Here is a 26,258-nt window from a genome sequence, read left to right as displayed (position 1 = left end):
AAAAACATTCATTTAATCAATTCATTAATTCTGTCTATAATTTCTTTGACGGCATCTTCTGATCTCACAAGCATAAATATAGTATTATCTCCTGCAAGAGTTCCTACTACCTCATTCCAATTTAATGTATCCAAAGCTTCTGCAGCAGCAGGTGCAGTTCCAGAAAGTGTTTTAATTACTATAGTATTTCCAGCATAATCTATTCCTACTATTCCAGACAGAAGTGCAACCAATTTATCAGTTACTTTGGTATCTTGATTTTTCATTGGCGCATATTTGTACTTTTTGCCGTCTGCACTCAATACTTTTATGAGCCTTAACTCTTTTATATCCCTGGATACTGTAGCTTGTGTGACTTTTATGCCTTCTTTTTGAAGGGCGTCTGCCAATTCTTCTTGTGTTTCAATTTCATTTTTACTTATTATTTCAAGAATCTTTGCATGTCTTGCTAACTTCATCATCAACAACACTCCTCATTAAATGTTGAAATTCCTCTCTGATAATTTACTGCGCAGAAGTTCGAAAAAGTTCATGCTTTTTAAGCGTATCAAATTAGTGTATCTATTGCTTTTTTTTACATAAATTGTATCACCACTGTTTAGTTTGTAGCCTTGTTGTCCATCTGTTGTTACCATTACATCTTGATTTTCACCTACTATAACAAGCTTCACTTTATCTTTTTCCGATACTATAATAGACCTTGAATGTAGTGTATGAGGACATATAGGCGTTATTACAAACAATTCCAGATTGGGATACACTATCGGTCCACCTGCTGACAAAGAATATGCTGTTGAACCTGTAGGGCTAGATATAATTATCCCATCAGCAAGGTATGTATTAACGTACTGTTCATTCACAAATACTTTTAATTTAACCATTCTGGAAAAAGAGCCCCTTGTTACCACAATGTCATTTAAAGCTATAAGATTAACTGCCTCCATATTCTCTTTGATTATACTTGCTTCCAACATCATCCTTTTGTCTATGAAAAATTCATTGTTGACAATTTTTTCTACTGCTTCAACTACATTTTCAGCATCAACTTCCGCTAAAAAACCTAAGTGTCCCAAATTTACGCCAAGGATAGGTGTAGAAAAAGATGCACATTGTCTGGCAACGTTTAAAATTGTCCCATCTCCCCCTAATGCCACAATAAAATCACTTTTTTCAAAAATCTCTGTTCCACTTTTGCCATATTCGGAAAAGCCGATTTTCTGTGCGACAATCTCGTTTAATATTGGTTTATATCCATGTTGGATAATCCACTCCACTAAACTTCTCGTAGTCCTTAAATTTTTGTCCTTATGAATATTCGGCATAACACAAATGTTTTTCATTTAATCACCACATAATCAGTATCATAAATTCATAATTCTACAAAACTTTTTATTTTCCTTCTTTATTCTGCTTTTTATTTTCATTAAGAGTATTGTGAGACAGTTCTACTAATCCTTCTACATCAAGATCAGAGTCCACATCTTTTTCATTTTTTGCATAAATCAGATACTCTATATTACCTTCTGGTCCTTTTATAGGCGAAAAAGTAATACCTTTTACGCTAAATGATAGATCTTTTAAAACATCTATTATTTTATTTATGACTTCTACATGGACACTTTTATCTCTTACAACCCCATTTTTCCCAACTTTCTCTCTTCCAGCCTCAAATTGTGGTTTTATAAGCGATACTAATTCTCCACCATTTTTTAGAAATTTTTTTACAGATGGTATAACTATCCCAAGCGATATAAATGACACATCTATTGTAATTATATCGATAATATCCGGTAAATTATCAAGATAACGAATATTTGTTCTTTCCATATTTATGACTCTTTCATCGTTTCTTAAGCTCCAATCAAGCTGACCATACCCTACATCTATAGCATAAACTTTTTTTGCCCCATTTTTTAGAAGGCAATCTGTAAATCCGCCAGTCGATGCGCCCACATCCATTGCTATTTTGTCTTTCACATCAATATTAAAGTATTTGATTGCCTTTTCCAGTTTCAAACCGCCTCGACTTACGTAAGGGTTGCTTTTCCCTTTTATTTCTAAACTCGAATAAATGCTTATAATATCCCCAGCTTTATTTATCTTTTTCCCATCTGCAAAAACCTCTCCTGCCATTATAGAAGCTTTAGCTTTTTCTCTTGATGTGAAAAAGCCTTTTTGTACCAATAATAAATCTGCTCTTTCTTTATCTTTCATGACATCACCAATTCTATTATTTTTTCTGCCACAGAATCGCTGTCTAATCCATATTTTTTAAATAAACTTTCTACATCGCCATGTTCTATGAATTTGTCAGGAAATCCAAATCTGTAGAAATTCTTGCGTATATTATTTTCATTTAATAACTCCAATATTGCGCTTCCAACACCACCTATAAGCACATTGTCTTCCAATGTAAATATGTAATCAACTTTTTTCGAAATTGTTATAATCGTGTTTATATCTAAAGGCTTAGCAAATCTTAAATTCACTATATAAGGGTTTATGGAATTATTTTTAAGCCTTAAAGACGCACTTAATGCAATTTTAACCATCCTGCCGAGAGCAAAAATCGCTACGTTAGAGCCAACATTAACGACTTCAGCTTCTCCCAATGTAAAATTAGGTTCTTTATTGATATCATAATTTTCAACTCTTCCCTTTGGGTATCTTATTGCGCAAGGTCCTTTTATCAAGCTGGATAATTTCGTCATCTCAACCAATTCATCTGCATCTTTAGGAGCCATAACTGTCATGTTTGGTATCATTCTCAAGTACGAAATATCAAAAACACCTTGGTGTGTTTCACCATCTTCTCCCACAAGGCCAGCTCTATCTACCGCTAAAACAACTGGAAGATTTTGAATACATATATCGTGTATTACTTGGTCAAATGCTCTTTGCAAAAAAGTCGAATACACCGCAAAATAAGGCTTATATCCATTTACTGCCATACCAGCAGCAAAAGTCGCAGCATGTTGCTCTGCAATGCCTACATCATAAAATCTATTTGGGAACTTTTCAGCAAAGTAATTTAATCCTGTCCCATCCGGCATTGCAGCAGTTATTGCAACTATCTTTTTATTATTTTCAGCCAAATGAGTCAATGTTTTACCAAACACATCCGAATACGTGTCGGCGTTTTTCTTAAACTCTCCTGTTCCTATATCAAAAATTCCAGCGGAATGAAATTTATCAGGACTATCTTCTGCAAATACATATCCCTTTCCCTTTTTCGTTATCACATGAATTAAAATAGGTCCATTCATTTTTTTTGCTCTTTTTAATACATCAATTAAGGAATCCAGATCATGGCCGTCAATTGGTCCTAAATATGTAAAGCCCATTTCCTCAAAAAACATCCCAGGCACAACCAGTTGTTTGATGGAATCCTTTATTTTTTCGATTGACTTATGGATGCTTTTCCCAATAGGTGGTATTATGTTTAAGATATTCTCTAAATCTTTTTTTAACCTAAAATAACTTGGATCTGTTCTTAACCTACTTAAATAAAGTGAAAGGCTCCCCACGTTTTTTGATATAGACATCTCGTTGTGATTTAATATTACTATGAGATTTGTCTTAGATCTGCCTGCATCATTTAAAGCTTCAAAAGCCATTCCTCCAGTAAGCGCCCCATCACCTATCACAGAAATTACTGAATATTTCTCATTATTTAGATCTCTCGCTTTTGCAATCCCTAAGGCAGCAGATATGGATGTACTGCTATGCCCCGTTTCGAAGATGTCGTGCACGCTTTCATTTCTCTTGGGAAATCCCGACAATCCACCAAATTTTCTCAATGTATCAAAGAGATCTCGTCTTCCTGTTAATATCTTGTGCACATAGCTTTGATGTCCTACGTCCCAAATAATCTTGTCCTTAGGTGATTCAAAAACATAGTGAAGTGCAATAGTCAATTCAACTACTCCAAGATTTGACGCTAAATGCCCACCTGTCTTAGAAATATGGTTTATTAAAAAACTACGTATCTCACTTGAAAGCTCTTCTAACTCAATTAAACTGCATTTTTTTATATCATTAGGCGTAGAAATTTTTTCGAGCACAGTGCTCACTCACTTTCTATTTTCTAGTTTTCTTAGAATTGGATGGGAAAAATTCTATACCTGTGTTTTTTTCAAGCCAAGCCAAAAGTATGCCAACGGCAAAAATGATCGATTGACTTTTATACATTCCTAAATTTTTCCCTAAAGATTTACCACCAATTGTAACTGCTGATAGTATCCCTCCAAAAACTGTCGCATAAATAGTGCTTTTAGTGCTGGAAATTGACAACTTAGCAATTATACTGCTTAATGCAGCACCAGATACTATTCCACTTATATCACCAATTATATCGTTGCAAATATTCGTAACGATATTCGCATTTCGTATCAATTTAATCGATTGCTTAGCTCCAAAAACCTTATTTGATGCCATGGAGTGAAAAGGTTCTTCGGTTCCTGTTGCAACAGCTATGCCAATTATGTCAGATAGAACTCCTATCAATACTATAACCAACAATACAAAAAAAGCAATTATTATATTGCTTTTCTTTAACAAAACATCCGATGAAAAATTCAATATCACAGCAAAAATAAAGCTAAAAATGAAGGCGTTTATAGTCCACTTGTAATTTATGTTAAACTTCTTAGATTTCATTAATAAAATCCTCCTATGTACTTGAAGTGGTAGCATATTGAGTAAATTTTGTGGCTTAGGTCCAGCAGGGTTTCCCCTTCAGGCACCAACTGTCGCCATTTGGCGGTTTCCCTTTAAGCCTGAATCTACTTTGTCGCCAAAAGTATGACTGGATTACCACTTAGTCCACACTGTAATCCTCAATATGCCTCCTTCGAGCAGCCTAGGAGCTTTCCTCGACGGTTTGTTAATTCCTATCCTCTTTTGCAACTAAGGTTTCATCAGCAATAGCTTTAACTTAAGAGCTCATTAAGTTAAAGTTCAGTCTGATAGCCACCTTAATCACTCAAGGCAGGCTACACTACCCACAGCTTTATTACCGCATGGTAGGTTCACCCTATGCCGTAGCACATTATGCCACGGGAATAGGTCTCCACGAAAAGGGGGTCAATGCCCACATGCCATTGCAGGTTGCCCCTCTTTTCTTAACTCCCAGCACAAGCCCTCGATTGGGCATCAAAAGCCAGCACCAGGAACTTCATCGATATGCCTTTAACGGATTTTTAGGCCCGTCTTCGGAATTAACAATACCGACTAGGATACTGCACCACTTCATGTCGATATTGATTATAGCATTTTTATGTATTTGTATCAAATATAATAATTGTTCAAGTTTTGTTGCTAAGGGCTAAATGTATTGCATAATAACATGCTGCACATGTTAATTTAATCTATGCTGTCTTATGCTCTAACTATCTCTCTCTGCCATGTATTTGGTAAGACTTTTTAGAAATTCGCCTTTTTCTCCAAAGCCGTCTAATATATTAATTGCTTTTTCAGTCAACTCATTTACAAGATCTACAGAACGTTGTAATCCCAGTACGCTTACAAACGTGGATTTTCCATTCACCATATCACTGCCAATATCTTTCCCGAGTTTAGCTTCATCTCCTTGAACATCTAAAATATCATCTTTTACCTGAAATGCAAATCCTAAATATTCTGCGTAACTGCTTAATTTTTTTAAAGTATCATCATCTGCACCACCCATTATCGCTCCCGCCAAAATCGAGGCTTTTATTAAAGCACCTGTTTTATGGTCATGCATGAATTTCAACTCATCTACGCCTATTTCTTTATTTTCTGACAATAAATCTACAACTTGCCCTGCTATCATTCCACGGCATCCTGCCGCACGAGCGATTTCGTCGGCAGCCTTCAAAATGTTTTGACTTTTACTTGAATTCAGTGCTTGTTGAATCAGCACTTCAAATCCATAATTTAGTAAAGCATCACCGGCAAGAATCGCAACCGCTTCACCATAAACTTTGTGATTTGTAGGTTTTCCACGCCTTAAATCATCATTGTCCATTGCAGGCAAATCATCGTGAATTAGCGAATATGTATGTATAAATTCTATTGCACACGCAACTGCCAGTGCATCTTCTTTATTCCCGCCAACTAATTCACAAGCAGATATGCAAAGTACAGGTCGAAGCCTTTTGCCACCAGCAAAGACACTGTACCTCATAGCTTCAAACAAGACTTCTGGCCTATCAGTTAATGATAAAAATTCATTTAACCCTTTATTAATATATTCTATCTTTTCTCTAAGAATGTCATCAAACATCTTTGTCCTCCTCAAAATTAAATGGTATTTCTTCATTTTCGTTAATGAGCATTGTTATTTTACCTTCAATATCGTTTAGCGCTTTATTCAATTTTTGGGATAATTCAAGGCCTTCTTTGAATAGTTTAAAAGATTCTTCTAAAGGCAGATTGCCATCCTCTAATTTTTTTACAATATCATCTAACTTGTCCATACTTTCTTCAAAGTCCATATTTTCGCTCATATCTCATCACCTCATTAACAGTACAAAGTGCTTCGCCATCTTCAAACAAAAGGTGTATTTTATCATCTGATGAAATATCATTAGCCTTTGTAACTAAATTGATTTTGTCTTTATCCATCGTCATCGTATATCCGCGCTTTAAAACATTTAGTGGGCTTAAAGCATTTAATTTCTCTACAAGATTTATATACTTATGCTTTTTGTCTTTCAGTATTTTGTAGATACTATCCTCCATAATTATATTTAGAGTATTTAAACGTTCTTTCATCTGCCTATTTTTGATAATCGGGTTTTTTCCTATTAAAAGCTTTTTCAGATTATCAAGACGATGCCTCTTTTTATCAATTATTGACAACATATAGCGATATAAACTTTTCCTATAGTTTTTAATTTTTTCGTTGTAAAAATTAACATCAGTCACCGCCAATTCTGCTGCTGCAGATGGCGTTGGCGCTCTTAAATCTGCAACAAAGTCAGCTATCGTAAAGTCAGTCTCATGTCCTACAGCAGATATTATGGGTATCTTGGAGTTATAAATGGCTCTTGCTACTATTTCCTCATTAAATGGGTAGAGATCTTCAAATGACCCGCCGCCTCTACCTAAAATAATCAAATCGACATCACTTCTTTTATTGACTTTTATAATGGCATCTACGATTTCTGACGAAGCTTTATTCCCCTGAACTAATATCGGAACAACCATAATATCTATCGACGGTTTCCTTCTTCTTAAAATATTTATAATATCGTGAACAGCCGCACCTGAAGGGGATGTAATCACTGCAATTTTTTTAGGATTTTGGGGAAGATTCTTTTTCCTATCTAAATCAAATAAACCTTCACTTTTAAGCTTTTGCTTTAATCTCTCAAAAGATAAAAAAAGAGAACCTAATCCCTCAACTTCAATATTAAAAACATGCAATTGAAACGAACTGCTTTTCTCATAAACGTAGACTTTACCTGTTACAATTACAGACATTCCATTTTTTATTTCTACATTTATGTCATCAATATAATCTTCAAAAACAACGCATTTTAAAGAGGAATATTCATCAACTAATGTAAAATACAGTGCTTGTCCTCTAAAATACAAATTTGATATTTCGCCTTTTACCATTACATGTTTTAATATTATGTCACCTGTAACTATGTTTTTTAAATAATCATTAACTTGTTTTACCGTTAGAGTTTTTAATAACATTTTTGTATGCCTCCAATGTATTTGACAAAACTATAGATGTCGTTACAGGGCCAACTCCACCAGGAACCGGTGTTATATAGCTGCATGAACCCTCTACACTTTGAAAATCACAGTCGCCATAAATTTTCCCATTGTATTCATTTATCCCAGCATCAATTAATACAACGCCATTTTTTATCATATCCCCATTTACAAGATTTCTCTTCCCTACTGCTAATACTAACACATCTGCTGTTTTAGTATACTCCTCTAAATTCAATGTTTTTGAATGGCATTGAGTAACCGTCATGTCAAGATCCAGCATCAATTTAGCAACCGGTTTTCCCAATATATTGCTTCTTCCAACGACAACAGCATGTTTTCCGGTGTACTCAATATCCAAACTTTTCAAAATCGTCAGGATAGCATAAGGTGTGCATGGCAAATAAAGAGGATTACCCGAAAATAAGCGTCCCATGTTGTATGTCGATATGCAATCTACATCTTTTATAGGATTAATGAGATCATAAATTCTTTGTGCATCATACGATTTTGGAAGAGGCATTTCTATCATTATACCATGAATGCTATCATCTGTATTTAATTCATCTAATTTCTTTAAAAATTTATCTTCTTCATCATTGGTAAAGAAATACGTATAAGCATCAATACCTACATTTGCACAAGCTTTAATTTTAGTATTCGCGTATATCAATGAAGCTTCATCATTTCCAGCAACGAGAATCGCAAGTTTTGGATGGTAATTTTTTTCAAATATCTCAGACTTTACTTTTTCTCTTATTGATTTCGCAATATTTCTGCCATCAATCACCATTTGCATCACCGCTAATAATATCCCTTACTAAATTTCCCAAAATTCCGTTTATAAAAGCCGGCGATTTCTCAGTGCTGTACTTCTTAGCGATTTCCACTGCTTCATTAATAGAAACACTGCTTGGTATATCAGTAGAATACAGTATTTCATAGAAACTGCACCGCATTATTGCTAAATCAATTTTTGCTATTCTATTAATATCCCAATTTTTAAGATATTTTTTAATTTTTTCATCAATATTATCAACATTTTTAATTACTCCAAAAAACGTATTTTCTATATAGTCTTTCTCATCCTCTGGATCATTGTCTTCAAGGAATTTATCGAAAATTTTTTGTGGCTCCAACTTCGATATATCGTATTGATATAATAGTTTTACTAACCATTCTCGAGCTTGCGTTCTGTTCACATTTTTCAACTCCTCTAATAGTAATTTTACCCATTAAAATTAACCCTCTGCATTAAGAGGGTTTAAATATCATTTATTTTCTTTTGGAGGCTCTTTGGATTTTTGTTCTTTTTCCATGTTTACTCCTTGAATATGTATGTTTACTTCTACAACTTTAAGTCCTGTCATTGTTTCTATTGCCTTCTTAACATTTTCTTGAACATTCCAAGCTATTTCAGGTATTCTAACACCATAGTCAACTACAATGTACAAATCAATGGCCGCTTCTTTTTCACCAACTTGTACCTTCACACCTTTTGACAAATTCTTCCGTCCTAACATTTCAGTTATTCCATTGACAACTCCACCGCTCATTCCTGCAACACCAGGAACTTCTGTAGCAGCTAACCCAGCTATAACAGCAACAACATCATCTGATATTTTAATCGTTCCAAATTCAAGTTCTTGGCTTATATTTTCCTCCATAATAACACTTCCTTTCAATAGATATTATATCAGACAATCAAATATTTTACAATTATGACTAATTCATTCTATTCATTATTTTTATGTTGTCAAGAGGAAAACCTGTTTGTTGAGATACAACATCTTGTATTTTTGCAACTTCCTGTGCCGATAATTTATCAGCTTGCACTATCACATTTGCAGTATTGTTGTCAATCAAAACTATGGCGTCTTGAAATCCCTTTGCTTTGATCAAATTCTCTAATATCAATTCCTTCTGATTCGTCTCTGTCAACTTGATAATCTGTTTTTGAGCTTCATCCCGCGTTTCCTGGCTTGTATTCTTGTTATTTACTATCTCTTGTAAAGCTTCTAAACTACGGCTTCTGTTAATATCCCTGTCCTGTCTATATGAAGCAAATAAACCACTGGACAATGCTGTTGTCGCTTCGGATTGCTCATTAGCTGATGAAGAACTAGAAACCTTGCTATTGTCTATCAATTGTGAATTTAGGCTATTTTTGCTTGAAGTATTTTTATTAATTCCGTTTTGATAATTATAATTGATTACAAAAGCTATCGCTATAAGCAAGACCAATGATGCTATTGCTATAGATTTTTTCTTTAAATACATCATAATAGACCCTCCTAAATTTTATTTTGAAGATACGACTTTAACTTTATATGCGGGAATGCCCAATGCTGTCTCAACAGCCGTCATAAGTTCATATTGAACATTTGGATCTTTTGCGCCATCAGCGACGACGACAACACCCCTTACCTCAGGCATTACTTTTTTTAATATCATAGGTTGATTTTCTCCACTGGTATTTTGTGAAGTAACAATTTTGTTATCCGTCTCACTTTGAATGGTTGTCCTCGTGCCTCCATTGCTGTCCTTTTCGTTGGTGGTAGTTTCTGATTGTACTGTATCCATAGCTGCTACTATTTCTTCATCAGAGTCCAAAGTGACAAGCACATCTACATTGCCAGCTCCATGAATTCTGGATAGTATTTCCTTTAATTCAGATTCCAATTTACTTGCATAATCATCACTTGTGATTTGCGTTTCAACCATTTGTTTATCTGAACTTTTATTTGTTGGTTTAGGCTTAAAAAAGATGCTGGCCCCAATCAAAATAATCAAACCAATAATGAAAATTACAGTCAAATCTTGTATAGTCTTATTATCAGCTTTTAAAATTTTTTGCTTTAGTTTATTAAAATCCACAATTTTATCCCCCTTTCATTTTATCTTTCCTCTATAGTTATATTCTTTAATGGTACATTATAGAATTTACTTAAATCGTTTTTGATGTTATCAATCTTACTCGTCTTTTCATTTGCTTTACTCACTTCAATTGAAATATTTCCACTGCCGTTTGATGTTTCATTTTTGTCATTAAAAATTGTTATCTTGATTTCTTTTACTATTCCAAATCTCTTATCATTTAAATCGTCAATTATTGATGATTCCACCTCTACATCAGAGGCACTTACCATAGATAATATTCTCTCTTTTATCTGATCATTTAGCCTTTTTTTATACTCATCGACTATAAGCTTATTTCTTTCCACCTCCGCTTGCTTAGTCATTCCACTTATGTCTACATTGTTATAGTTATACTCTTTTTCTAAAGCACTATTTATGTTGATACCGCTTTTAATAAATCCTAATACTGGATTTATGATTGCGATCATGATTGTCAGACCTATTACTACCTTTACGTATTTTTTCATGCTTGACGATGGTATTAAAAGTTCAAATATTATAGCCAATATTGAAATATACGTTATTTGAATTATCCATCTTTTTACTTCATCCAAGAAATTCATCCCCTTTGTAACCTATCTCATCATGACGCTGATACTTGATGCGTTAATTACGGCTGTTATGGCTAAAAACATCATTACGGTTACAGATACTAATGCAGCAAACACATATGCAACAGATGTTGAAATATCAGACAAAAAATCAACTATTTTTTTGTCAGCAATGGGCTCTACGACTGCGGCAGAAAGTTTGTATATAATCATTACTGAAAATATCTTTATGATTGGTACTATAGCCATTAAAATTATAGCTATCAATCCAAAAGTGCTTATTGCACCCTTTATTAGAAGCGATGCACTCATAATTGTATCTATGCTATCAGATAATATGCTACCTACAACTGGCAGAAATGTTCCTACTGCGTATTTAGTTGTTCGCGAAATTACCCCATCCGCTAATGATGATGTAATGCCTTGAATAGTTAAAACACCTATAAAAATGCTTAGTAATATTGAAATTGACGCTGTACAAATTGTTTTAAATAAATCTGCAAGTTTGTTTAAAGTAAATTTATCAGAAATTCGGCTTATTATCCTAATTGCCGTCATAAATAAAATTGCAGGAAGAATAAAATCTCTTATTTCTTTGGCTGTAAATTCGACAACCATTACCAATGCTGGCTGAAAAAAGGAAGCAGATACAAAAGCACCAACCGAAGCCAACATGGTAATCAAAACCGGCAATATTGCTTGCATAAAATTGACCATACTATCTATCGCATCTTTTCCGATATTTAAAACGCTCATAAAGCTTTTAATCGCAACTATAACTAAGACAATGTAGACAGCTATATGGGCTACTTGGCTTATGCCTCCATTTTCAAACGAATTTTCTAAATTAGTTAGTACAGCACCGATAATTGATAATAGGATAAGCTGTACTAAAATTTCAACGGATGCTTTGACTTCATTGAAAAAAATATTTAGTACACCATTGACAATGTTTTTAACGCTAAATGTCTCCTTTCCATTTAAAAGATTGTACAAATATGTTTTAACGTCTGTTATTTGAAACGCATTGCCATTCTTCTCATTTATTCCCTTGATCAATGAGTCAATTTGACTTGTATCTGCATTGCTTATTTGGCTGTATAAATCGTCTTTTGTGTCAGCGTAAATCTTTATTGGAAACATTGATATTGTCATTAATATGAAAATTAAACATAAAGCTTTTCTCATGTTTATCACCTCACGGCAGTATGGAGACAATAGTGTCCACCAATGCTATAATAATTGGAAGAGACAAAAAAATGATTATTATTTTCCCTGCTAATTCGATCTTTGTAGCTATATTTTTTTCATCTGCATCATTTGAAATCTGTACTCCTAATTCTGCAATATATGCGACTCCTATTATTTTAAGAATTGTTTTTACGTAAATGCTGTTTATGCCGCTTTTGTCTGCAATTGTATTTAAAACCGTTATTATATTGCTGATTTTTGGGACTATGATAAAAAATATAAGTATGCTGGCTGATAAACTTATTATGATCGCCACATCTTCAAAATTCTCTCTAAACAGTGAAAGGATTATTACACATATGATACCAATTGCTACAATCTGAATGATTTCCATAAAAGATTTCCTTTCGTTTGTTAATATATTCAATACAACTGAAATATTGTTTTTACGGCAGTAAATAGATTGTTGATCATTGTAATTACCATCATCAACACAACTACTACTCCTGCTAATGTAACCATCATGGCTTGTTCCTCTCTCCCAGACCTTATAAGAATTTGATTAAGAACGGTAACTAAGATTCCGATTGCAGCAATTTTAAAAATTATATCTATGCTCAAAATCACTACCTCCCTCTATAGAAATATGATAACTACAGCAATTCCTATCAATATGCCAAGGTTCTTATACAATCTTTCATTTTTTCTGCTTGACTCCTCAGCGTCAATAAGCTGTTTTTTTAATAACTCAGAAGCCAATTTAAAATTCTTTTCTTGATTATATATATCTGAATTCCCGAGGCCATTGCCGAACGATTTTAGTATTTTTATGTCATCTTGACTTAAATTTATGTTTTCAACTTTATTAAGGGCAATTTCCCACGCTTCACCAGCCGTATACCCTTCATTAGAATTTAAAATTTGAGATACTAATAAAAAAAATCTTCCTACGCCTGATTCTGATGTCTCAGATAACTTGGCAAATGCTTCAGACAATGTTATTTGGCTGTAGGTTATTTCAGTTATAAGTAAGTTTAGGCTGGATAAAAAAGATCTTAATGTTTGTCGTCTTAATGTATATTTAAGTGATTTCATATAACCTATCATGGCAGATGAAATTAAAACTAAAACCATTCCAACGATCTTCAGCATATTGTCTTACATTCCTTTCTATAAGGGCCTTTAAAAATCGTATTAAAATCTCTGTCAAGAATGGCTTCTATAGTGCCTGCTCCTAATTTACGGCTTAAAATCACATACCTATCAAATTCTCTATTATTTAACATTTCATCAATGTACTTTTTCCTCGCTACATCTTCTACGTCATTTCCATGGACTGTCGTAATTATACTTACTCCTGCATTAAGTGCTTCGTGAATAGATGCTATATCTTCAACTTTACCTATTTCGTCAGTTATTATGACTTTTGGTGACATAGATCTTATCATCATTAAAATGCCAATATGCTTTGGACATAAATCCAATACATCCGTTCGGTATCCTACATCGTTTTGCGGAATGCCTTTAAAACATGCAGCTATTTCTGATCTTTCATCTACAATTGATACTTTCTCTCCATGAAAATTCAATTCAGGCATTCCATTGCTAATATTGCGAGCTATATCTCTTATAAGTGTTGTTTTGCCGCATTGTGGAGGCGAAATTATCAACGTATTATTCACTACGTCTGGATATTTTACAATGTACCTCATTATTTCATCTGAAGAACCAATACATTGACGCATTATTCTGTAATTGAGGCCAGATATATTTACAATTGTCTTTACAGATTCACCATCAAGGACACATTTACCACATATTCCTACTCTATATCCACCTTTTATAGTAATGTATCCATTTCTCAGCTCATTCTCAAAAGCATATATGGATGATTTGGAGATAAGCTGCAATGCTTTTTCACAATCTTCATTTGTAACTATATACGCTAAATTTGGGGAATTAACTACATTTCCATCCGCAGATAAAAACCTTTCTTGATTATTCGCATAAACCGTCAACGGTCTATCAATTCTAAGCCTTATTTCCTCCAATCCTTCTTTCAAATGATCGCTTAACTTGATAATTATGCTTCTGATATTCAACGGTAGAGAATACAATAGATCATCGTAATTTTTGCTTTTGTTTATCATTACATGTCCTCCTCTCTACAAAAATTATATTTAGGAGTACAAATATTTATGAATAAAAAAATGCCCACTAAATAATTTAGTGAGCATTTTTGCGCTATTTGATTTTAACAGCTATTCTTTGTCATCATCTTCATATATTATTACATCTTTTACGTTAACTGTCTCATTGCAATGAGGGCAGACAATTTCCGCGTCTTCATCGTCTAAAAGCTCATCTTCTACACTCATCAGCATGTGACAGTTTGGACATTCAACTTCAACATAATCGTACTCATCATCAGATTCATCATCGTATATTTCATCTTCTACTTCTGACAAATCTTCATCAATGGCACCTACATAATCATCAAGTTCTGATTGTGAGGCCTCAAGATCATTAATAGCATCTGCAAAGTCCTCCAGCGCATCAATGATGGCAATTAACACTTTGCCTTCCTTTGATTTTTCATCAATTTCCAACCCATCTACTAAGCCTCTTAAATACGATATGCGCTCATACAAGTACTCCATCTTACATACCTCCTCCTTTACTATTATTTTTTAAAAGGTGCAAAACTATACTCTTTCCAGATACTCTGATGTCCTCGTATCAATCTTTATAACATCACCTTGATTTACAAACAGCGGAACTTGAATAATAGCTCCTGTTTCAACTTTAGCAGGTTTTGAACCACCTGTCGCAGTATCGCCTTTAAATCCAGGTTCCGTTTCAACAACTTCTAATTCTACAAAAGTAGGAGGTTCTACTGAAAAGGCCTCACCTTTATAGAATTTTATTGTTGCTATCATATTCTCTTTTAAAAATTTCATGGCATCTTCGACTTTTTCGTAATTCAAAGGAATTTGTTCATATGTCTCAGTATCCATGAAGTAGTATAGATTGCCGTCATTGTAAAGATACTGCATATCTTTTCTTTCTATGACTGCCTCGTCAACTTTTTCAGTGGGGTTAAAAGTTCTCTCTACAACAGCACCTGTTATGACGTTTTTCAGCCTTGTTCTGACAAAGGCAGCTCCTTTTCCCGGTTTTACGTGTTGAAAGTCCACAACCGTAAAAACTTGACCATCAATGTCAATAGTCATTCCTTTTCTGAATTCTCCTGCTGATACCAATTAAAATCCCTCCATCATTAGTTAAACTTCAATTAATTCCTTTGGCGAATTTGTCAAATCTATAACGCCATCCTCTTTTAATAATACCATATCTTCTATTCTAACGCCAGAGAAATTAGGAATATATATCCCTGGTTCAACTGTAACAACCATTCCAGCTTTTAATAAATTCGTCTTTTTAGGGCCCATAAAAGGATTTTCATGTATCTCCAATCCTACGCCATGGCCTAATGAATGACCAAAATAATCACCATAGCCTTTATCTATGATTACCTTTCTTGCAAGATAGTCACCATCTTTTTCTATCATACCAGCTTTTAAATTATTGATCGCATTTATCTGCGCTTCTAAAACTACATTGTAGATTTCTCGCTGCTTGTCATTCGCTTTTCCGATGACCACAGTTCTTGTCATGTCAGAACAATATCCATTTACCTTGCACCCATAATCAAATGTCACAAAATCGCCATATTCGATGATTTTATCAGAAGCTTTTCCATGCGGCATCGAAGACCTTTTGCCAGATGCAACTATAAAGTCAAACGATTTTTCTTCTGCTCCAAGCTTTTTCATGTAATATTCCATTTCTAAAGCCACATCTTTTTCTCTCATCCCAGGCTTTATAAAACTCAGAAAGTATTTAAAAGTTTCATCTGTAATATACTGTGCCTTTTTGATATTTTCTATTTCTGTCTCATCCTTTATCTCTCTTAAAGATTCCACAAAACCATTTTCAGGTTTTAGCTCTACTTGTAAAATGTCTTTCAATTTATTGTACTGTTCAAAAGTTATGTAGTTTCCCTCAAATCCAAGTTTGTCAATACCCATATTTGATATGCAATCTCTTATTGCTTCAAAAATATCCGATTTGTGTTCAACTATTTTAAAGCCTTTAACTTCATATGAAGCCTGCTCAGTATACCTTGAGTCTGTAATAAAATAAGACTCATTGAGACCTACAATAGCAACGCTATCGTCACCTGTAAATCCAGTCAAATATGTGACATTTACAGGTTTAAAAATCAAAAAGCCATCTAATCCCTTTTCAACTAACAAATTTTTCGCTTCATTTAATCTGTTTTTCAAAATATCACTCCTTTAAATTATCTTCTAATAATTTAACTGCATTTAAAGCTAAGACATAGCTAAAAGGTCCAAAACCTGATATCTGCCCAAGACATTTAGTAGCAGTCACAGAAACGTGCCGAAAATCTTCTCTCTTTTGTATGTTGGAAAGATGCACCTCTATTACTGGTATATCTATAGCACCTATTGCATCCATTATTGCATAGCTATAATGTGAGTAAGCACCAGGATTTATTATTATAGCATCAAAATTATTCTTTGCAGAATGAATAAAATCTATGATCTCACCTTCGCTATTAGACTGCTGTATTTTAACAGCCAAATCAAGTTTTGAAGCTTCTCTTTTAATTATATTGTTTATTTCATCAAAACTTACCTCTCCGTAAATGCTTATCTCTCTGCTACCCGTAAGATTCAAATTCGGCCCATGTATAATAAGAACTCTCTTCATATTAAAAACCTCACTTTAAAATTTATTCTCTTATTTGACCATTCCCTAAAATTACATATTTATATGTGGTCAATTCTTTAAGCCCCATCGGCCCTCTCGCATGCATTTTTTGTGTGCTAATGCCTATTTCAGCGCCAAATCCAAACTCTCCTCCATCAGTAAATCTTGTAGATGCATTTACATATACCGCTGCTGAATCAACTGATTTCAAAAATTTCATTGCATTTGTATAGTTTTCTGTAATAATGCTTTCAGAATGACCCGAAGAATATTTAGCTATATGGTCAATAGCTTCATCAATGCTTTCCACGACTTTAACAGCTAGTATCAGATCTAAATACTCTGTTTTCCAATCGTCTTCAGTCGCTTCTTTTACATCAGGACAGATGGATTTTGTCATGCTACAACCTCGTATTTCTACACCTAAAGATGTAAGTTTATTCACCATAGCAGGCAAAAAGTTTTCCGCCAAATCTTTATGGACAAGAACTGTCTCAATAGCATTACATACACCGGGTCTTTGAGTTTTAGCATTTACAATGATATTGATGGCTTTTTCAAAATCAGCATCTGAATCAACAAACACGTGACAATTTCCTACTCCAGTTTCAATAACAGGTACCGTTGAATTTTGTATAACATTTTGTATTAGATTCGCACCACCCCTTGGTATAATTAAATCTATCTTACCATTTAATTTCATCATGCGATTTACTTCTTCTCTATCTGTATTTTCAATAAGTTGAATGGCTCCTTTTGGAATGCCACATTCTTCTGCTGCGCTTGAAATAACCTTAACAATGGCTATATTGGAGTTTATTGCATCACTGCCACCTTTTAATATAACTGCATTTCCAGATTTTAAACACAATCCTGCAGCATCGGCTGTTACATTTGGCCTAGATTCGTAAATTATGCCTATGACTCCAATTGGACAGCGCATTTTCCCGATTTGAAGACCATTAGGCCTTTTCCACATTTCTTCTATGTTTCCAACAGGATCTGGTAACATGGCTATCTCTCTAAGTCCATTTGCCATACCTTCTATCCGCTTTTCGTCTAACTTAAGCCTATCAATTAATGATTCTTTCACTCCCTTAGTTTTTGCAATCGAAACGTCTTTTTCGTTTGCTTCTAATATTTCGCGCTTATTTTCCACAAGCTTCAAAGCCATATTTTTAAGCGCTTCATTTTTAATGTTTTCATCAAGAATTGCAAGTATTCTTGATGCCTTCTTGGCAGCATCTGCCTTTAAATCGACTTCCATATTTCTAATCCTCCTTACACAACACTTTATTATACACTATTAAGTCAAACTATGACAACTAAATTGTCTCTGTGGACGACTTCATCGTAATTTTTATATCCTAAAACTTTGTCTATATCGGTCGATTTTAAACCTTTTATTTTGTTAACCTCATCAGATGTATAATTAATCAAACCTCTTGCAATCTCTTTTCCATCTTTATCATATATTGATACACAATCCCCTACAGAATATTCTCCATCAGTTGATATAATACCACTTGGCAATAGACTCTTTCCATTTTCAAGTATGGCCTGTCTTGCCCCGCCATCAATAATTAGCTTACCTGACAATTGTGCATTAAATGCTATCCATACTTTTCTATTGCTGATAGGATTTTTAGCAGGCATAAAAACTGTCCCTATTTTTTCACCTGCTGCAATTTTGTTTAAAACATTATCAAGCTTGCCATTGGCAATCACCATTTTGACACCAGAGTTGTAACAAATTTTTGCCGCTTGAATCTTCGTATACATACCACCTGTGCCAAAATTTGTGCCAGAGCCTCCAGCAATTTCAAAAAGCACATCAGAAAAATCATGAACTACATCTATCAGCTTAGCTCCATCTACTTTAGGGTCTCTATCATATAGCCCATCTATATCAGTCAATATAATTAAAAGATCCGCTTCTATGATGCTTGCTACAAGCGCTGATAACGTATCATTATCTCCTATTTTTATTTCATCTACAGTAACAGTATCATTTTCATTTATGATTGGGACTACATTGTACCTTAATAAATTTGATAATGTATAGCTTATGTTTAAATACCTTTCTCTTATAGAAAAATCATCCTTTGTAAGCAATAGCTGAGCTGTAGTCTTCCCGTATTCATTAAAAAATTTTTCATACAGTCCGATTAGCAATCCTTGTCCAATTGCCGCCAATGATTGTTTTTCCGGCAATGTTTTAGGTCTTTTCAAAATATTTAGTTTGCCCATTCCAGCTCCAATGGCACCAGATGTCACAAGAACAACTTTATCACCTTTATTTTGCAAATTAGATATTTGCCGTACAATTTTTTCCATCATCTCTAAATTCAACTTTCCATTCTCATAAGTCAATGTACTTGTTCCGATTTTTACGACAATTTTCATATTCCTCTGCCCTCAACTTTTTATCTTGTTTTTAATTTCGAATATACATCTATTACTGTCAAAGCTACATCATTTATAGACATATCTGAAACATCTATAGTATAATCTGCAAACTCATAATAGTGCTGTCTTTCTGCTAAAAGAGCTTTTATCTTTTCATACACATCACCGTTAGCAAGTATAGGCCTTCTATCATTTTCACCAATATTTCTCAAAATTACCTCTGGATTCGCCTTTAAGCATATAACTACTCCATGTTTCCTCAATTGTACTATATTAGAAGGATTTAATACAACACCACCACCTGTTGATATAACATGATTTTTTAATCTGGAAGACCTTGCAACAGCAATTTTTTCAATTCCCCTAAAATATTTTTCACCGTATTTATCGAATATTTCCGGAATCTTCATGCCAGAAATTTTCTCAATCAAATCATCAGTATCAATAAAGCCGAAACTTAAAATATCAGCAACTCTTTTGCCAACAACTGTCTTTCCTGTAGCCATAAATCCGGTTAATGCGATGTTCTTCATTAAAATTTTATCCTCCAATACGCATAACTTTCTTACTGCTTATTTGTTGGTGTAGGTGGTGCAATTTTAGAAACATTGTTTATTGCACTGTTTATACTATCTGAAATAATTTTGTTTATATCAATTCCTTGCAAAGAATTCTGATTGTTTGAATTGGCGTTTGTATTTTGATTTCCCTTATTCACTTCAACTAATGATTTAAATGGATCACTTTTCCCACTTGTTTCAAGTGGATTCAAATTACTTCCGCCTTTTTTGCTCATAGAATATATCACAATATCTATATTAAGCAGCAAATTATTAGATTCATTGTCTTTACTTATCTCAAATGATTTTATATTGTTAAGCCTTTGCATTGATTGTACTTCTTCAATAAAATTCGATATTTTTGAATAGTCGCCTGCAACTTTTATATTGACAGGGATTTCTACATATTTTATCTTGCTGATTTTGTTATTATTTGTTTGATTTTCAGGACTCTGTAATTGATTATCAGTTGAATTAAAATTCAACTCTTCAAAATTTACGCCAGTCTTAGCAATTGCATCATCAAGCAAAACTACAAAATCTTCAATATTTTCATAATCAGGAAGTTCCTCATTGCATATTTCAATTTGACTATCAATCTCTGATAAGCGGTTTTTCATTTTATCTACACTTAATGTATTGTAATCATTCACCTCTGTCTGCAAACTCATAACATCACGCCTTAATTTATCTATAACCACCAGTTGTTTTGTCAAAACAAACTGATAATATAAACCAAAGAAGGCGACAATAAACAATACACCTATTAGCATTTTTTCTCTCGTTGTCAATTTCATATTATTATACCACCTTAAGCTTAATTTGCAAAGTATATTGAATCAAACCACTATCAGATTTCTTTGTGTCTAAGAGATTAACATCATCTACATATTTTAATTTTCTCAAATTCAACATAAAATCCGATAAATATTTGTTCATATAAGAATCGCCTGTTATTTCCAACACACTTCCATTAAACTTCATATCCTTAATTGAAACATTCTCTGGAATATTAGACGAGATGTCATTTAAAATTTCCGTCATATTCAATCTTTTATCAGATAAATCTTTTATTATTTTTTCTTTTTGTAAATAATAATTTTCTTTGCTTTTAATAGTTGAATACATGTCTTTCTTTGCTTTTAAACTATTTAATTGGTTGTTTAAGGTAAACTTTTGCTTTTCTAAATTATTGATATACATATTTGGCAAAAGCAAAATAAAAATAAGCACAAAAGCCACAATCAAAAAGCCTATCATGGCAAAGGTACTTCTTTTCCTTTTTTCTTCAAGTAATTTTATCTCATCTGGTATAAGATTAATGTCTTTCAAATTATTCCCCCCTAATCAAAGAACCAAACACAGGCATAAAATATGTATATAAATCGCCATCATAGCTTAAAACAGGTATCTTAAAATAATCTTCTATATGTCTTTTAAGTCCAGTAAGTCTCGAAGTTCCACCAATTATGAAAATTTCGTTTATGCCTTTATGATAAGATGATTCAAAAAAATCAAACACTCTTGATATTTCACTTAGTTTACTGTTTACGTATTTTTCTGTGTTTTCTCTAAGACTATCATAATCTTCATTATCTATAAAAAAAGGTTTTTCCCTTTTATATTCTTCAGCAGTTTTAAAATCTGTATCATACGTATTGGCAATTATCTCGTTTATATCATTTCCTCCGAATTTTACTACCCTACTAAATGCATATTTACCTTCATTTATTATCGTAATATCTGTATACTCTGCGCCAATATTGATTACAGACGTACTTCCCGTTGGTTTACATAATTTTTTTATCGACTTATAAATACAATTACTATATATATCTATGACTTCCAAATGCAATTTCAATGTTTTAGCTAATTTCAAATACCCGAAAATCATTTCTTTAGGCGCTGCCACAATAATTGTTTTTAACTTTTTACCATCTTCATCATGCTCAATCTGCTTATAGTCAACAATATAATCGTCTGAATTAGGTATGTATTGATCAATTTCATATTTTAAAGCGTTTTTTAATTCATCATCTTTCATAAATGGCATTATTATTTCTCTAATTATTATATCTGTGCTTGAAATGCAAAAGGATAACTTCTTTTCCTTTGCAAATTTCTTTTTCAATATTTCATTTAGAAAGTCGGATAATACATTTATGTCGCTTAAATATCCATTTCTAATGCAATTTTGAGGCGTTTTTTCAATTGCCATATTATTCAATTTATCACTTTTTCTATCGAAACTGCCAATCTTTGTGTAAAAGCTGCCTATATCAACTCCTATCATCTAAGATCCTCTCCATGGCGCCTATGTTGATTAACATAAAAAGCTGCTTTTGTAATCTGACTAATGATATCTACCTCAAATTGCCTTTTCAATTCATTGACTTTTGTGTATACCTCACCTTTCTCTGTGTCATAATATTTCGGAGGCAAATTATTTAACGTTAATGCCATTATATCAAGTTTACATTTGTCGCATTTACATACATCTAAATCTTTTAATACATTGTCGATAACATCTTTAACTGCTTCTTCCATAAAATTCTTTAGCTCCATTTATCATCTCTCCTTAATTTGATGGTGGTGTATTATCGATAACCCAACTGCTTATTGAAATTGGGTTGCCAGATTTATTTAGATCAAGAACAATCAATGCATGTCCGTATCTTTTTAAATTCTTAAAAGTTCCTATAGTTTCTATTCTTATTGTATATTTAGGCAAAATATTTGTCCCGTCAAAAGGCTGTAGATCAGTTATTTTAATATATAAAATAGTTACAGCAATCGTATTTTTATCATCTAAATAAAATTGATAATTTTGATACACATTAAAAACATTGTTTTCAAGGTATTGCCTTACTGCTTGATATATCGCTTCATACATAACCTCTCTTGGAACTGTTTGAGGCGGTATCAAAGAATTATATTCATTTATTAATGCATTAGCTGTATTATTTATTAAACTATTTAGATTGTCAAATAAACTTTTATTAAATACGCCTTTTGCCGTATCTAATCCAGCTTCCGCAGCATTATTCACTACTATTGAATTTCCATATGCATAAGAAGCCTTATATTCAAATAAAGAAATATCTAAAATAGACAATGCAAGCACAGACATTATAAGTATTATAATCAACGTGAATACTAAGGCAGAACCTTTATCATCCATTAAAAATATTTCACTTCCTTAAATATATATCTGACTCCAATGTAATCTTACCTGTACCATCGCTTTTTTGACCAACTATTTGAACATTAATAATAGTTCCATCAGAAGAAAGAGTAACAGAAAAATCATATATATTTGTAGCTATTTCGTTTCCATTGTTTAAATAATCAAACAGCTTATGTAATTGACTATTGTAAAGAATAATGTTTTTATCATCGATTTTTATTCCTGTATATCCATTGATGCTATAAGGAGTAATTTTACTTTTGTCAGAACATTGATTAACCTTATTCATAATGTACGTCATAGCATATCTAACATTCTGTTCCACATCAGAATTGTTAACTACGTTTGAGTATGTTTTATATCCAGAATAATACAGTGAAGCATATATCGACACTATCAAACCTATTAAGGATAATACAACCAAAAGTTCAATTAATGTAAAACCTTTATTTCCATTTCGTAGGATCAAACAACCATCTCCAGTCGAAATTTGGATCCCACCACTGCAATGCTGGCGGAAAGTTTATATTACCAATTTTAGCAGATATCTCATCTGCAATTGTCTTTAAAGTATAGCCATCTTTCAATATGTATGGAAATTGAAAGATTTTCCACAAATCAATTGCATCAACAATAGTTCCAAATACTATGCTAAATGCGCTAATTAAATTTAATTTAACAATAGGATATAAGAATAATATTGCAGCTAATGCCCCCCAAGCAAAAACAGTAAATATATTAGATATATCCCTATAATTAATAGTACTTCCACTTGGGATATTAACAGTCGATGGTATGTATGCAGTAACATTAGATGCAGGTGCAACTACATAAAGCGTATAGACTAAATTTGTTTTGTACTGATAATTGACTTGAAACTTGTATTTCATAAGTCCATTTCCAACAGATTGCGGATTTTCAGGCACAGATAAATAATATCCCTCTTGAATTTCTGGAAATATTTTTTTTTGCAAATCATTGTTATTCTTTATATTTCCCGCTTTTATGTCTTCCGCAATACTTTGTGCAATAGTAGCTTCTTTTGTTCTTATTTTTGAATCCGCATTTGTAATTACTGATTCATGGAACACACCTAATAGAGGTATAGCTGCAATTGAAAATAAAGCTATTGCTACAAGGACTTCAATAAGCGTCATGCCAAAAGCATTTTTTAAATATTTCAATTTACTTCACCTCAATAATTCCCCTTTATCATCACTCTTCCTGTAGCAGGCAAAACAGTTATGTCTAACCTTTTATTTGAATTTAATAAGCTTATAGTGCAGCCACCAGGTATTGGAGCACCTTGATTTGAAAAGGATATTTGTGCTGAATTATCGCTGTACATGGTTATACCTTCAGGAAATTTCTTCGTCTTTATTCTTTTTACCATTGTACCCGGTTTATTTATGTAATACCCTTTGTGGTCAGTCTGTATAGTTAAATACAAACTTTCATTTTCATAGATATTTTTATACTGAACATACCTTATATCGCTTATAAGCTCGTATGCCAACATTTTTAGGCGCATTTCCGAAGTTTTAGCATTAAAGAAATCTGTCTTTGGAACTGCTATCAAGACAATAATAGAAAATATCGACACTACCGTTATTAATTCTATCAGAGTCAGTCCACTCTCATTTGCTTTCATGTATCGCATTGTTTCAACCTCTTATAAGTTTTATATACATATTTAGCAAATCGTATCCATATAAAATAGAAATCAAACAGGCAATGCTTATATAAGGTCCAAAAGGTATGTAATCTTTTCTTGTCTTAATTTTAAACAAAATCATGGCGATGCCGCCAATAGCACCTAATACAACTGCCAGAAAAAGCGTTGATATAGTAAGCTTCCATCCTATAAAAAGCCCGATCATAGCCATAAGTTTTATATCTCCACCGCCCATTCCTCCTCCTGACAATAAAGATATTAAAAGAAGCACTCCACCACCTACTAAAAATCCTACAATGTAGTCCCATACGCCGTAATTAATCATAATCAACCTAAATGCTAATCCAGCTATCAATCCTATCAAAATTACTTTATTTGGTATTACCTTATGTTCCATATCTATAAATGATATGACTATCAATAATGAAGTTAAAAACGCATACGACAGCGCCTTTACGGATATATCAAAATATATAAATAAAATAAGATATATAAGTCCTGCTAAAAGTTCAACAATAGGATATCTTATGGATATTCTATTCCCGCAATATCTGCATCTGCCTCTTAAAACAATATAACTTGCTATAGGAATCAAATCATAAGGCTTTAGCTCATGCTGACAATTTGCACAATGTGATGGAGGATACACGATTGACTCATTCCTGGGAAGCCTGTATATGACTACATTTAAAAAACTACCAATTATCGTGCCAAATACAAAAACAAGTACGTATAGAATAAACATTTCTGCCTCCTCATATAGGTATATGTGGGCACCATTGGTGCCCTACATATATTTTTCTAACATTTAATAAATTACTGACATATTGAATCTAAAATTAAATTTTAAGGAGCAGGATATAATTGGTTGCCTTTAGAATCTGTAACTGTAACTTTGCCATTAGAATCAAAATTAATTACAAATTTTCCACCATACTGATCAACAGGAGCCTTATTCAAATACCCAGCTTGTTGTAAAGCCGAGGGATCCATTGACGTGCTATTTAAATTCGCTGAATTATTAGTTGTTTGATCAATATAGTATGTTTCAGCGGCGTGTCCAATTACAGCAGCATTAGATATATCTGCCTTAGATTTAGAATTATTGAATATTTTTGTGACATTTGGTACTGCGATTGCTGCGAGTATTCCAAGTATTGCTATTACTACAATCAATTCAATCAATGTAAAACCTTTTTCATCTTTATTTAATGCCTTTACGAACCATGCCATTCTTTTCACCCCCTTCCCAT

At 33.0% G+C, this 26,258-nt stretch carries 36 protein-coding genes; all 36 read right to left on the bottom strand.

Going from position 1 to position 26,258, the window contains the following annotated elements:
• Positions 1-8: 8 nt before the first annotated feature.
• Complete coding sequence (locus ACZ42G_RS06460; RefSeq protein ID WP_014758779.1) at positions 9-461, bottom strand: arginine repressor; 453 nt, start codon at positions 459-461, stop codon at positions 9-11.
• A 15-nt stretch (positions 462-476) separates the two neighbouring features.
• A complete protein-coding gene (locus ACZ42G_RS06455) occupies positions 477-1,340 on the bottom strand; it encodes an NAD(+)/NADH kinase (RefSeq protein WP_464852028.1) in 864 nt (287 codons plus the stop codon).
• A gap of 49 nt (positions 1,341-1,389) precedes the next feature.
• Positions 1,390-2,214: a TlyA family RNA methyltransferase gene (locus ACZ42G_RS06450; RefSeq protein ID WP_464852026.1), complete on the bottom strand. Its 825-nt coding sequence runs from the start codon at positions 2,212-2,214 to the stop codon at positions 1,390-1,392.
• Positions 2,211-4,064: a 1-deoxy-D-xylulose-5-phosphate synthase gene (dxs, locus tag ACZ42G_RS06445; RefSeq protein ID WP_464852024.1), complete on the bottom strand. Its 1,854-nt coding sequence runs from the start codon at positions 4,062-4,064 to the stop codon at positions 2,211-2,213. Before dxs ends, ACZ42G_RS06450 begins: the two co-directional genes overlap by 4 nt.
• Positions 4,065-4,080: 16 nt before the next feature.
• Entirely contained in the window at positions 4,081-4,659 is a 579-nt protein-coding gene (locus tag ACZ42G_RS06440) for a hypothetical protein (RefSeq protein WP_464852022.1), read from the bottom strand.
• A gap of 727 nt (positions 4,660-5,386) precedes the next feature.
• Positions 5,387-6,268 (bottom strand): polyprenyl synthetase family protein, encoded by an 882-nt coding sequence (locus ACZ42G_RS06435; protein WP_464852020.1) that lies wholly within the window; start codon positions 6,266-6,268, stop codon positions 5,387-5,389.
• Positions 6,261-6,491 carry an exodeoxyribonuclease VII small subunit gene (gene xseB / locus ACZ42G_RS06430; RefSeq protein ID WP_085111872.1) on the bottom strand — a complete coding sequence of 77 codons (231 nt, stop codon included), beginning with the start codon at positions 6,489-6,491 and terminating at the stop codon, positions 6,261-6,263. Before xseB ends, ACZ42G_RS06435 begins: the two co-directional genes overlap by 8 nt.
• Positions 6,469-7,692 (bottom strand): exodeoxyribonuclease VII large subunit, encoded by a 1,224-nt coding sequence (gene xseA, locus ACZ42G_RS06425; RefSeq protein ID WP_464852018.1) that lies wholly within the window; start codon positions 7,690-7,692, stop codon positions 6,469-6,471. The genes xseB and xseA overlap by 23 nt, the downstream gene beginning before the upstream one ends.
• Positions 7,658-8,506, bottom strand: a complete 849-nt coding sequence (locus tag ACZ42G_RS06420) for a bifunctional 5,10-methylenetetrahydrofolate dehydrogenase/5,10-methenyltetrahydrofolate cyclohydrolase (RefSeq protein ID WP_085112039.1) — start codon at positions 8,504-8,506, stop codon at positions 7,658-7,660. The genes xseA and ACZ42G_RS06420 overlap by 35 nt, the downstream gene beginning before the upstream one ends.
• Positions 8,496-8,915, bottom strand: coding sequence for a transcription antitermination factor NusB (gene nusB, locus ACZ42G_RS06415; protein WP_085111870.1), 420 nt, complete (start codon positions 8,913-8,915; stop codon positions 8,496-8,498). Before nusB ends, ACZ42G_RS06420 begins: the two co-directional genes overlap by 11 nt.
• A gap of 69 nt (positions 8,916-8,984) precedes the next feature.
• Entirely contained in the window at positions 8,985-9,380 is a 396-nt protein-coding gene (locus ACZ42G_RS06410; protein WP_013787958.1) for an Asp23/Gls24 family envelope stress response protein, read from the bottom strand.
• Between the two features lie 58 nt (positions 9,381-9,438).
• Positions 9,439-9,996 (bottom strand): SpoIIIAH-like family protein, encoded by a 558-nt coding sequence (locus ACZ42G_RS06405; protein ID WP_206198998.1) that lies wholly within the window; start codon positions 9,994-9,996, stop codon positions 9,439-9,441.
• A gap of 18 nt (positions 9,997-10,014) precedes the next feature.
• Positions 10,015-10,590, bottom strand: a complete 576-nt coding sequence (spoIIIAG, locus tag ACZ42G_RS06400; protein ID WP_464852015.1) for a stage III sporulation protein AG — start codon at positions 10,588-10,590, stop codon at positions 10,015-10,017.
• A 20-nt stretch (positions 10,591-10,610) separates the two neighbouring features.
• Positions 10,611-11,195, bottom strand: coding sequence for a stage III sporulation protein AF (spoIIIAF, locus tag ACZ42G_RS06395; RefSeq protein ID WP_274892738.1), 585 nt, complete (start codon positions 11,193-11,195; stop codon positions 10,611-10,613).
• Positions 11,196-11,207: 12 nt separating this feature from the next.
• On the bottom strand, positions 11,208-12,371 hold the full coding sequence (spoIIIAE, locus tag ACZ42G_RS06390) for a stage III sporulation protein AE (RefSeq protein WP_085111867.1): 1,164 nt from the start codon (positions 12,369-12,371) through the stop codon (positions 11,208-11,210).
• Positions 12,372-12,381: 10 nt separating this feature from the next.
• The gene (gene spoIIIAD / locus ACZ42G_RS06385; protein ID WP_013787953.1) at positions 12,382-12,768 is read right to left on the bottom strand and encodes a stage III sporulation protein AD; all 387 of its coding nucleotides are present in this window, start codon (positions 12,766-12,768) and stop codon (positions 12,382-12,384) included.
• A gap of 29 nt (positions 12,769-12,797) precedes the next feature.
• Positions 12,798-12,995 carry a stage III sporulation protein AC gene (gene spoIIIAC, locus ACZ42G_RS06380; RefSeq protein WP_013787952.1) on the bottom strand — a complete coding sequence of 66 codons (198 nt, stop codon included), beginning with the start codon at positions 12,993-12,995 and terminating at the stop codon, positions 12,798-12,800.
• Positions 12,996-13,010: 15 nt separating this feature from the next.
• On the bottom strand, positions 13,011-13,526 hold the full coding sequence (gene spoIIIAB / locus ACZ42G_RS06375; RefSeq protein WP_464852013.1) for a stage III sporulation protein SpoIIIAB: 516 nt from the start codon (positions 13,524-13,526) through the stop codon (positions 13,011-13,013).
• Complete coding sequence (spoIIIAA, locus tag ACZ42G_RS06370) at positions 13,520-14,524, bottom strand: stage III sporulation protein AA (RefSeq protein WP_464852011.1); 1,005 nt, start codon at positions 14,522-14,524, stop codon at positions 13,520-13,522. Before spoIIIAA ends, spoIIIAB begins: the two co-directional genes overlap by 7 nt.
• A gap of 111 nt (positions 14,525-14,635) precedes the next feature.
• A complete protein-coding gene (locus ACZ42G_RS06365) occupies positions 14,636-15,034 on the bottom strand; it encodes a CD1247 N-terminal domain-containing protein (RefSeq protein ID WP_013787949.1) in 399 nt (132 codons plus the stop codon).
• Positions 15,035-15,079: 45 nt separating this feature from the next.
• A complete protein-coding gene (gene efp, locus ACZ42G_RS06360; RefSeq protein ID WP_013787948.1) occupies positions 15,080-15,637 on the bottom strand; it encodes an elongation factor P in 558 nt (185 codons plus the stop codon).
• 21 nt (positions 15,638-15,658) lie between these two features.
• Positions 15,659-16,723, bottom strand: a complete 1,065-nt coding sequence (locus ACZ42G_RS06355) for a M24 family metallopeptidase (RefSeq protein WP_085113641.1) — start codon at positions 16,721-16,723, stop codon at positions 15,659-15,661.
• A 4-nt stretch (positions 16,724-16,727) separates the two neighbouring features.
• Positions 16,728-17,174 carry a type II 3-dehydroquinate dehydratase gene (gene aroQ / locus ACZ42G_RS06350; RefSeq protein ID WP_013787946.1) on the bottom strand — a complete coding sequence of 149 codons (447 nt, stop codon included), beginning with the start codon at positions 17,172-17,174 and terminating at the stop codon, positions 16,728-16,730.
• A gap of 22 nt (positions 17,175-17,196) precedes the next feature.
• Positions 17,197-18,441: a glutamate-5-semialdehyde dehydrogenase gene (locus ACZ42G_RS06345; protein WP_085113642.1), complete on the bottom strand. Its 1,245-nt coding sequence runs from the start codon at positions 18,439-18,441 to the stop codon at positions 17,197-17,199.
• Positions 18,442-18,485: 44 nt separating this feature from the next.
• On the bottom strand, positions 18,486-19,580 hold the full coding sequence (gene proB, locus ACZ42G_RS06340) for a glutamate 5-kinase (protein ID WP_274892730.1): 1,095 nt from the start codon (positions 19,578-19,580) through the stop codon (positions 18,486-18,488).
• 20 nt (positions 19,581-19,600) lie between these two features.
• Positions 19,601-20,116: a shikimate kinase gene (locus ACZ42G_RS06335; RefSeq protein WP_274892729.1), complete on the bottom strand. Its 516-nt coding sequence runs from the start codon at positions 20,114-20,116 to the stop codon at positions 19,601-19,603.
• A gap of 32 nt (positions 20,117-20,148) precedes the next feature.
• The gene (locus ACZ42G_RS06330) at positions 20,149-20,940 is read right to left on the bottom strand and encodes a type IV pilus inner membrane component PilO (protein ID WP_464852008.1); all 792 of its coding nucleotides are present in this window, start codon (positions 20,938-20,940) and stop codon (positions 20,149-20,151) included.
• A 4-nt stretch (positions 20,941-20,944) separates the two neighbouring features.
• Positions 20,945-21,475 carry a PilN domain-containing protein gene (locus ACZ42G_RS06325; RefSeq protein WP_464852006.1) on the bottom strand — a complete coding sequence of 177 codons (531 nt, stop codon included), beginning with the start codon at positions 21,473-21,475 and terminating at the stop codon, positions 20,945-20,947.
• 1 nt (position 21,476) lies between these two features.
• A complete protein-coding gene (pilM, locus tag ACZ42G_RS06320) occupies positions 21,477-22,436 on the bottom strand; it encodes a pilus assembly protein PilM (RefSeq protein WP_464852004.1) in 960 nt (319 codons plus the stop codon).
• A complete protein-coding gene (locus ACZ42G_RS06315; protein ID WP_085113648.1) occupies positions 22,433-22,708 on the bottom strand; it encodes a late competence development ComFB family protein in 276 nt (91 codons plus the stop codon). Before ACZ42G_RS06315 ends, pilM begins: the two co-directional genes overlap by 4 nt.
• A gap of 13 nt (positions 22,709-22,721) precedes the next feature.
• A complete protein-coding gene (locus tag ACZ42G_RS06310) occupies positions 22,722-23,324 on the bottom strand; it encodes a pilus assembly PilX N-terminal domain-containing protein (RefSeq protein WP_274892724.1) in 603 nt (200 codons plus the stop codon).
• Between the two features lie 10 nt (positions 23,325-23,334).
• Positions 23,335-23,799, bottom strand: a complete 465-nt coding sequence (locus tag ACZ42G_RS06305; protein WP_274892722.1) for a PilW family protein — start codon at positions 23,797-23,799, stop codon at positions 23,335-23,337.
• Positions 23,777-24,514 (bottom strand): prepilin-type N-terminal cleavage/methylation domain-containing protein, encoded by a 738-nt coding sequence (locus tag ACZ42G_RS06300; RefSeq protein WP_464852002.1) that lies wholly within the window; start codon positions 24,512-24,514, stop codon positions 23,777-23,779. The genes ACZ42G_RS06305 and ACZ42G_RS06300 overlap by 23 nt, the downstream gene beginning before the upstream one ends.
• Positions 24,515-24,525: 11 nt before the next feature.
• A complete protein-coding gene (locus ACZ42G_RS06295) occupies positions 24,526-24,990 on the bottom strand; it encodes a pilus assembly FimT family protein (RefSeq protein WP_274892720.1) in 465 nt (154 codons plus the stop codon).
• 4 nt (positions 24,991-24,994) lie between these two features.
• Positions 24,995-25,750, bottom strand: a complete 756-nt coding sequence (locus ACZ42G_RS06290; protein ID WP_464852000.1) for a prepilin peptidase — start codon at positions 25,748-25,750, stop codon at positions 24,995-24,997.
• 101 nt (positions 25,751-25,851) lie between these two features.
• Complete coding sequence (locus ACZ42G_RS06285; protein ID WP_464851999.1) at positions 25,852-26,238, bottom strand: competence type IV pilus major pilin ComGC; 387 nt, start codon at positions 26,236-26,238, stop codon at positions 25,852-25,854.
• Between the last annotated feature and the right edge of the window lie 20 nt (positions 26,239-26,258).

The sequence above is a fragment of the Thermoanaerobacterium calidifontis genome, assembly GCF_055381745.1.
This window is presented reverse-complemented; position numbering and strand designations above follow the sequence as displayed.

Excerpts from the sequence above, each read along its gene's own strand:
- ACZ42G_RS06460 (WP_014758779.1), bottom strand. The coding sequence starts at position 461 with ATGATGAAGTTAGCAAGACATGCAAAGATTCTTGAAATAATAAGTAAA.
- ACZ42G_RS06455 (WP_464852028.1), bottom strand. The coding sequence starts at position 1,340 with ATGAAAAACATTTGTGTTATGCCGAATATTCATAAGGACAAAAATTTA.
- ACZ42G_RS06450 (WP_464852026.1), bottom strand. The coding sequence starts at position 2,214 with ATGAAAGATAAAGAAAGAGCAGATTTATTATTGGTACAAAAAGGCTTT.
- ACZ42G_RS06440 (WP_464852022.1), bottom strand. The coding sequence starts at position 4,659 with ATGAAATCTAAGAAGTTTAACATAAATTACAAGTGGACTATAAACGCC.
- ACZ42G_RS06435 (WP_464852020.1), bottom strand. The coding sequence starts at position 6,268 with ATGTTTGATGACATTCTTAGAGAAAAGATAGAATATATTAATAAAGGG.
- xseB (WP_085111872.1), bottom strand. The coding sequence starts at position 6,491 with ATGAGCGAAAATATGGACTTTGAAGAAAGTATGGACAAGTTAGATGAT.
- xseA (WP_464852018.1), bottom strand. The coding sequence starts at position 7,692 with ATGTTATTAAAAACTCTAACGGTAAAACAAGTTAATGATTATTTAAAA.
- ACZ42G_RS06420 (WP_085112039.1), bottom strand. The coding sequence starts at position 8,506 with ATGGTGATTGATGGCAGAAATATTGCGAAATCAATAAGAGAAAAAGTA.
- ACZ42G_RS06410 (WP_013787958.1), bottom strand. The coding sequence starts at position 9,380 with ATGGAGGAAAATATAAGCCAAGAACTTGAATTTGGAACGATTAAAATA.
- ACZ42G_RS06405 (WP_206198998.1), bottom strand. The coding sequence starts at position 9,996 with ATGATGTATTTAAAGAAAAAATCTATAGCAATAGCATCATTGGTCTTG.
- spoIIIAF (WP_274892738.1), bottom strand. The coding sequence starts at position 11,195 with ATGAATTTCTTGGATGAAGTAAAAAGATGGATAATTCAAATAACGTAT.
- spoIIIAE (WP_085111867.1), bottom strand. The coding sequence starts at position 12,371 with ATGAGAAAAGCTTTATGTTTAATTTTCATATTAATGACAATATCAATG.
- spoIIIAD (WP_013787953.1), bottom strand. The coding sequence starts at position 12,768 with ATGGAAATCATTCAGATTGTAGCAATTGGTATCATATGTGTAATAATC.
- spoIIIAB (WP_464852013.1), bottom strand. The coding sequence starts at position 13,526 with ATGCTGAAGATCGTTGGAATGGTTTTAGTTTTAATTTCATCTGCCATG.
- spoIIIAA (WP_464852011.1), bottom strand. The coding sequence starts at position 14,524 with ATGATAAACAAAAGCAAAAATTACGATGATCTATTGTATTCTCTACCG.
- ACZ42G_RS06365 (WP_013787949.1), bottom strand. The coding sequence starts at position 15,034 with ATGGAGTACTTGTATGAGCGCATATCGTATTTAAGAGGCTTAGTAGAT.
- aroQ (WP_013787946.1), bottom strand. The coding sequence starts at position 17,174 with ATGAAGAGAGTTCTTATTATACATGGGCCGAATTTGAATCTTACGGGT.
- ACZ42G_RS06345 (WP_085113642.1), bottom strand. The coding sequence starts at position 18,441 with ATGGAAGTCGATTTAAAGGCAGATGCTGCCAAGAAGGCATCAAGAATA.
- proB (WP_274892730.1), bottom strand. The coding sequence starts at position 19,580 with ATGAAAATTGTCGTAAAAATCGGAACAAGTACATTGACTTATGAGAAT.
- ACZ42G_RS06335 (WP_274892729.1), bottom strand. The coding sequence starts at position 20,116 with ATGAAGAACATCGCATTAACCGGATTTATGGCTACAGGAAAGACAGTT.
- ACZ42G_RS06330 (WP_464852008.1), bottom strand. The coding sequence starts at position 20,940 with ATGAAATTGACAACGAGAGAAAAAATGCTAATAGGTGTATTGTTTATT.
- pilM (WP_464852004.1), bottom strand. The coding sequence starts at position 22,436 with ATGATAGGAGTTGATATAGGCAGCTTTTACACAAAGATTGGCAGTTTC.
- ACZ42G_RS06315 (WP_085113648.1), bottom strand. The coding sequence starts at position 22,708 with ATGGAGCTAAAGAATTTTATGGAAGAAGCAGTTAAAGATGTTATCGAC.
- ACZ42G_RS06310 (WP_274892724.1), bottom strand. The coding sequence starts at position 23,324 with ATGGATGATAAAGGTTCTGCCTTAGTATTCACGTTGATTATAATACTT.
- ACZ42G_RS06295 (WP_274892720.1), bottom strand. The coding sequence starts at position 24,990 with ATGCGATACATGAAAGCAAATGAGAGTGGACTGACTCTGATAGAATTA.
- ACZ42G_RS06290 (WP_464852000.1), bottom strand. The coding sequence starts at position 25,750 with ATGTTTATTCTATACGTACTTGTTTTTGTATTTGGCACGATAATTGGT.
- ACZ42G_RS06285 (WP_464851999.1), bottom strand. The coding sequence starts at position 26,238 with ATGGCATGGTTCGTAAAGGCATTAAATAAAGATGAAAAAGGTTTTACA.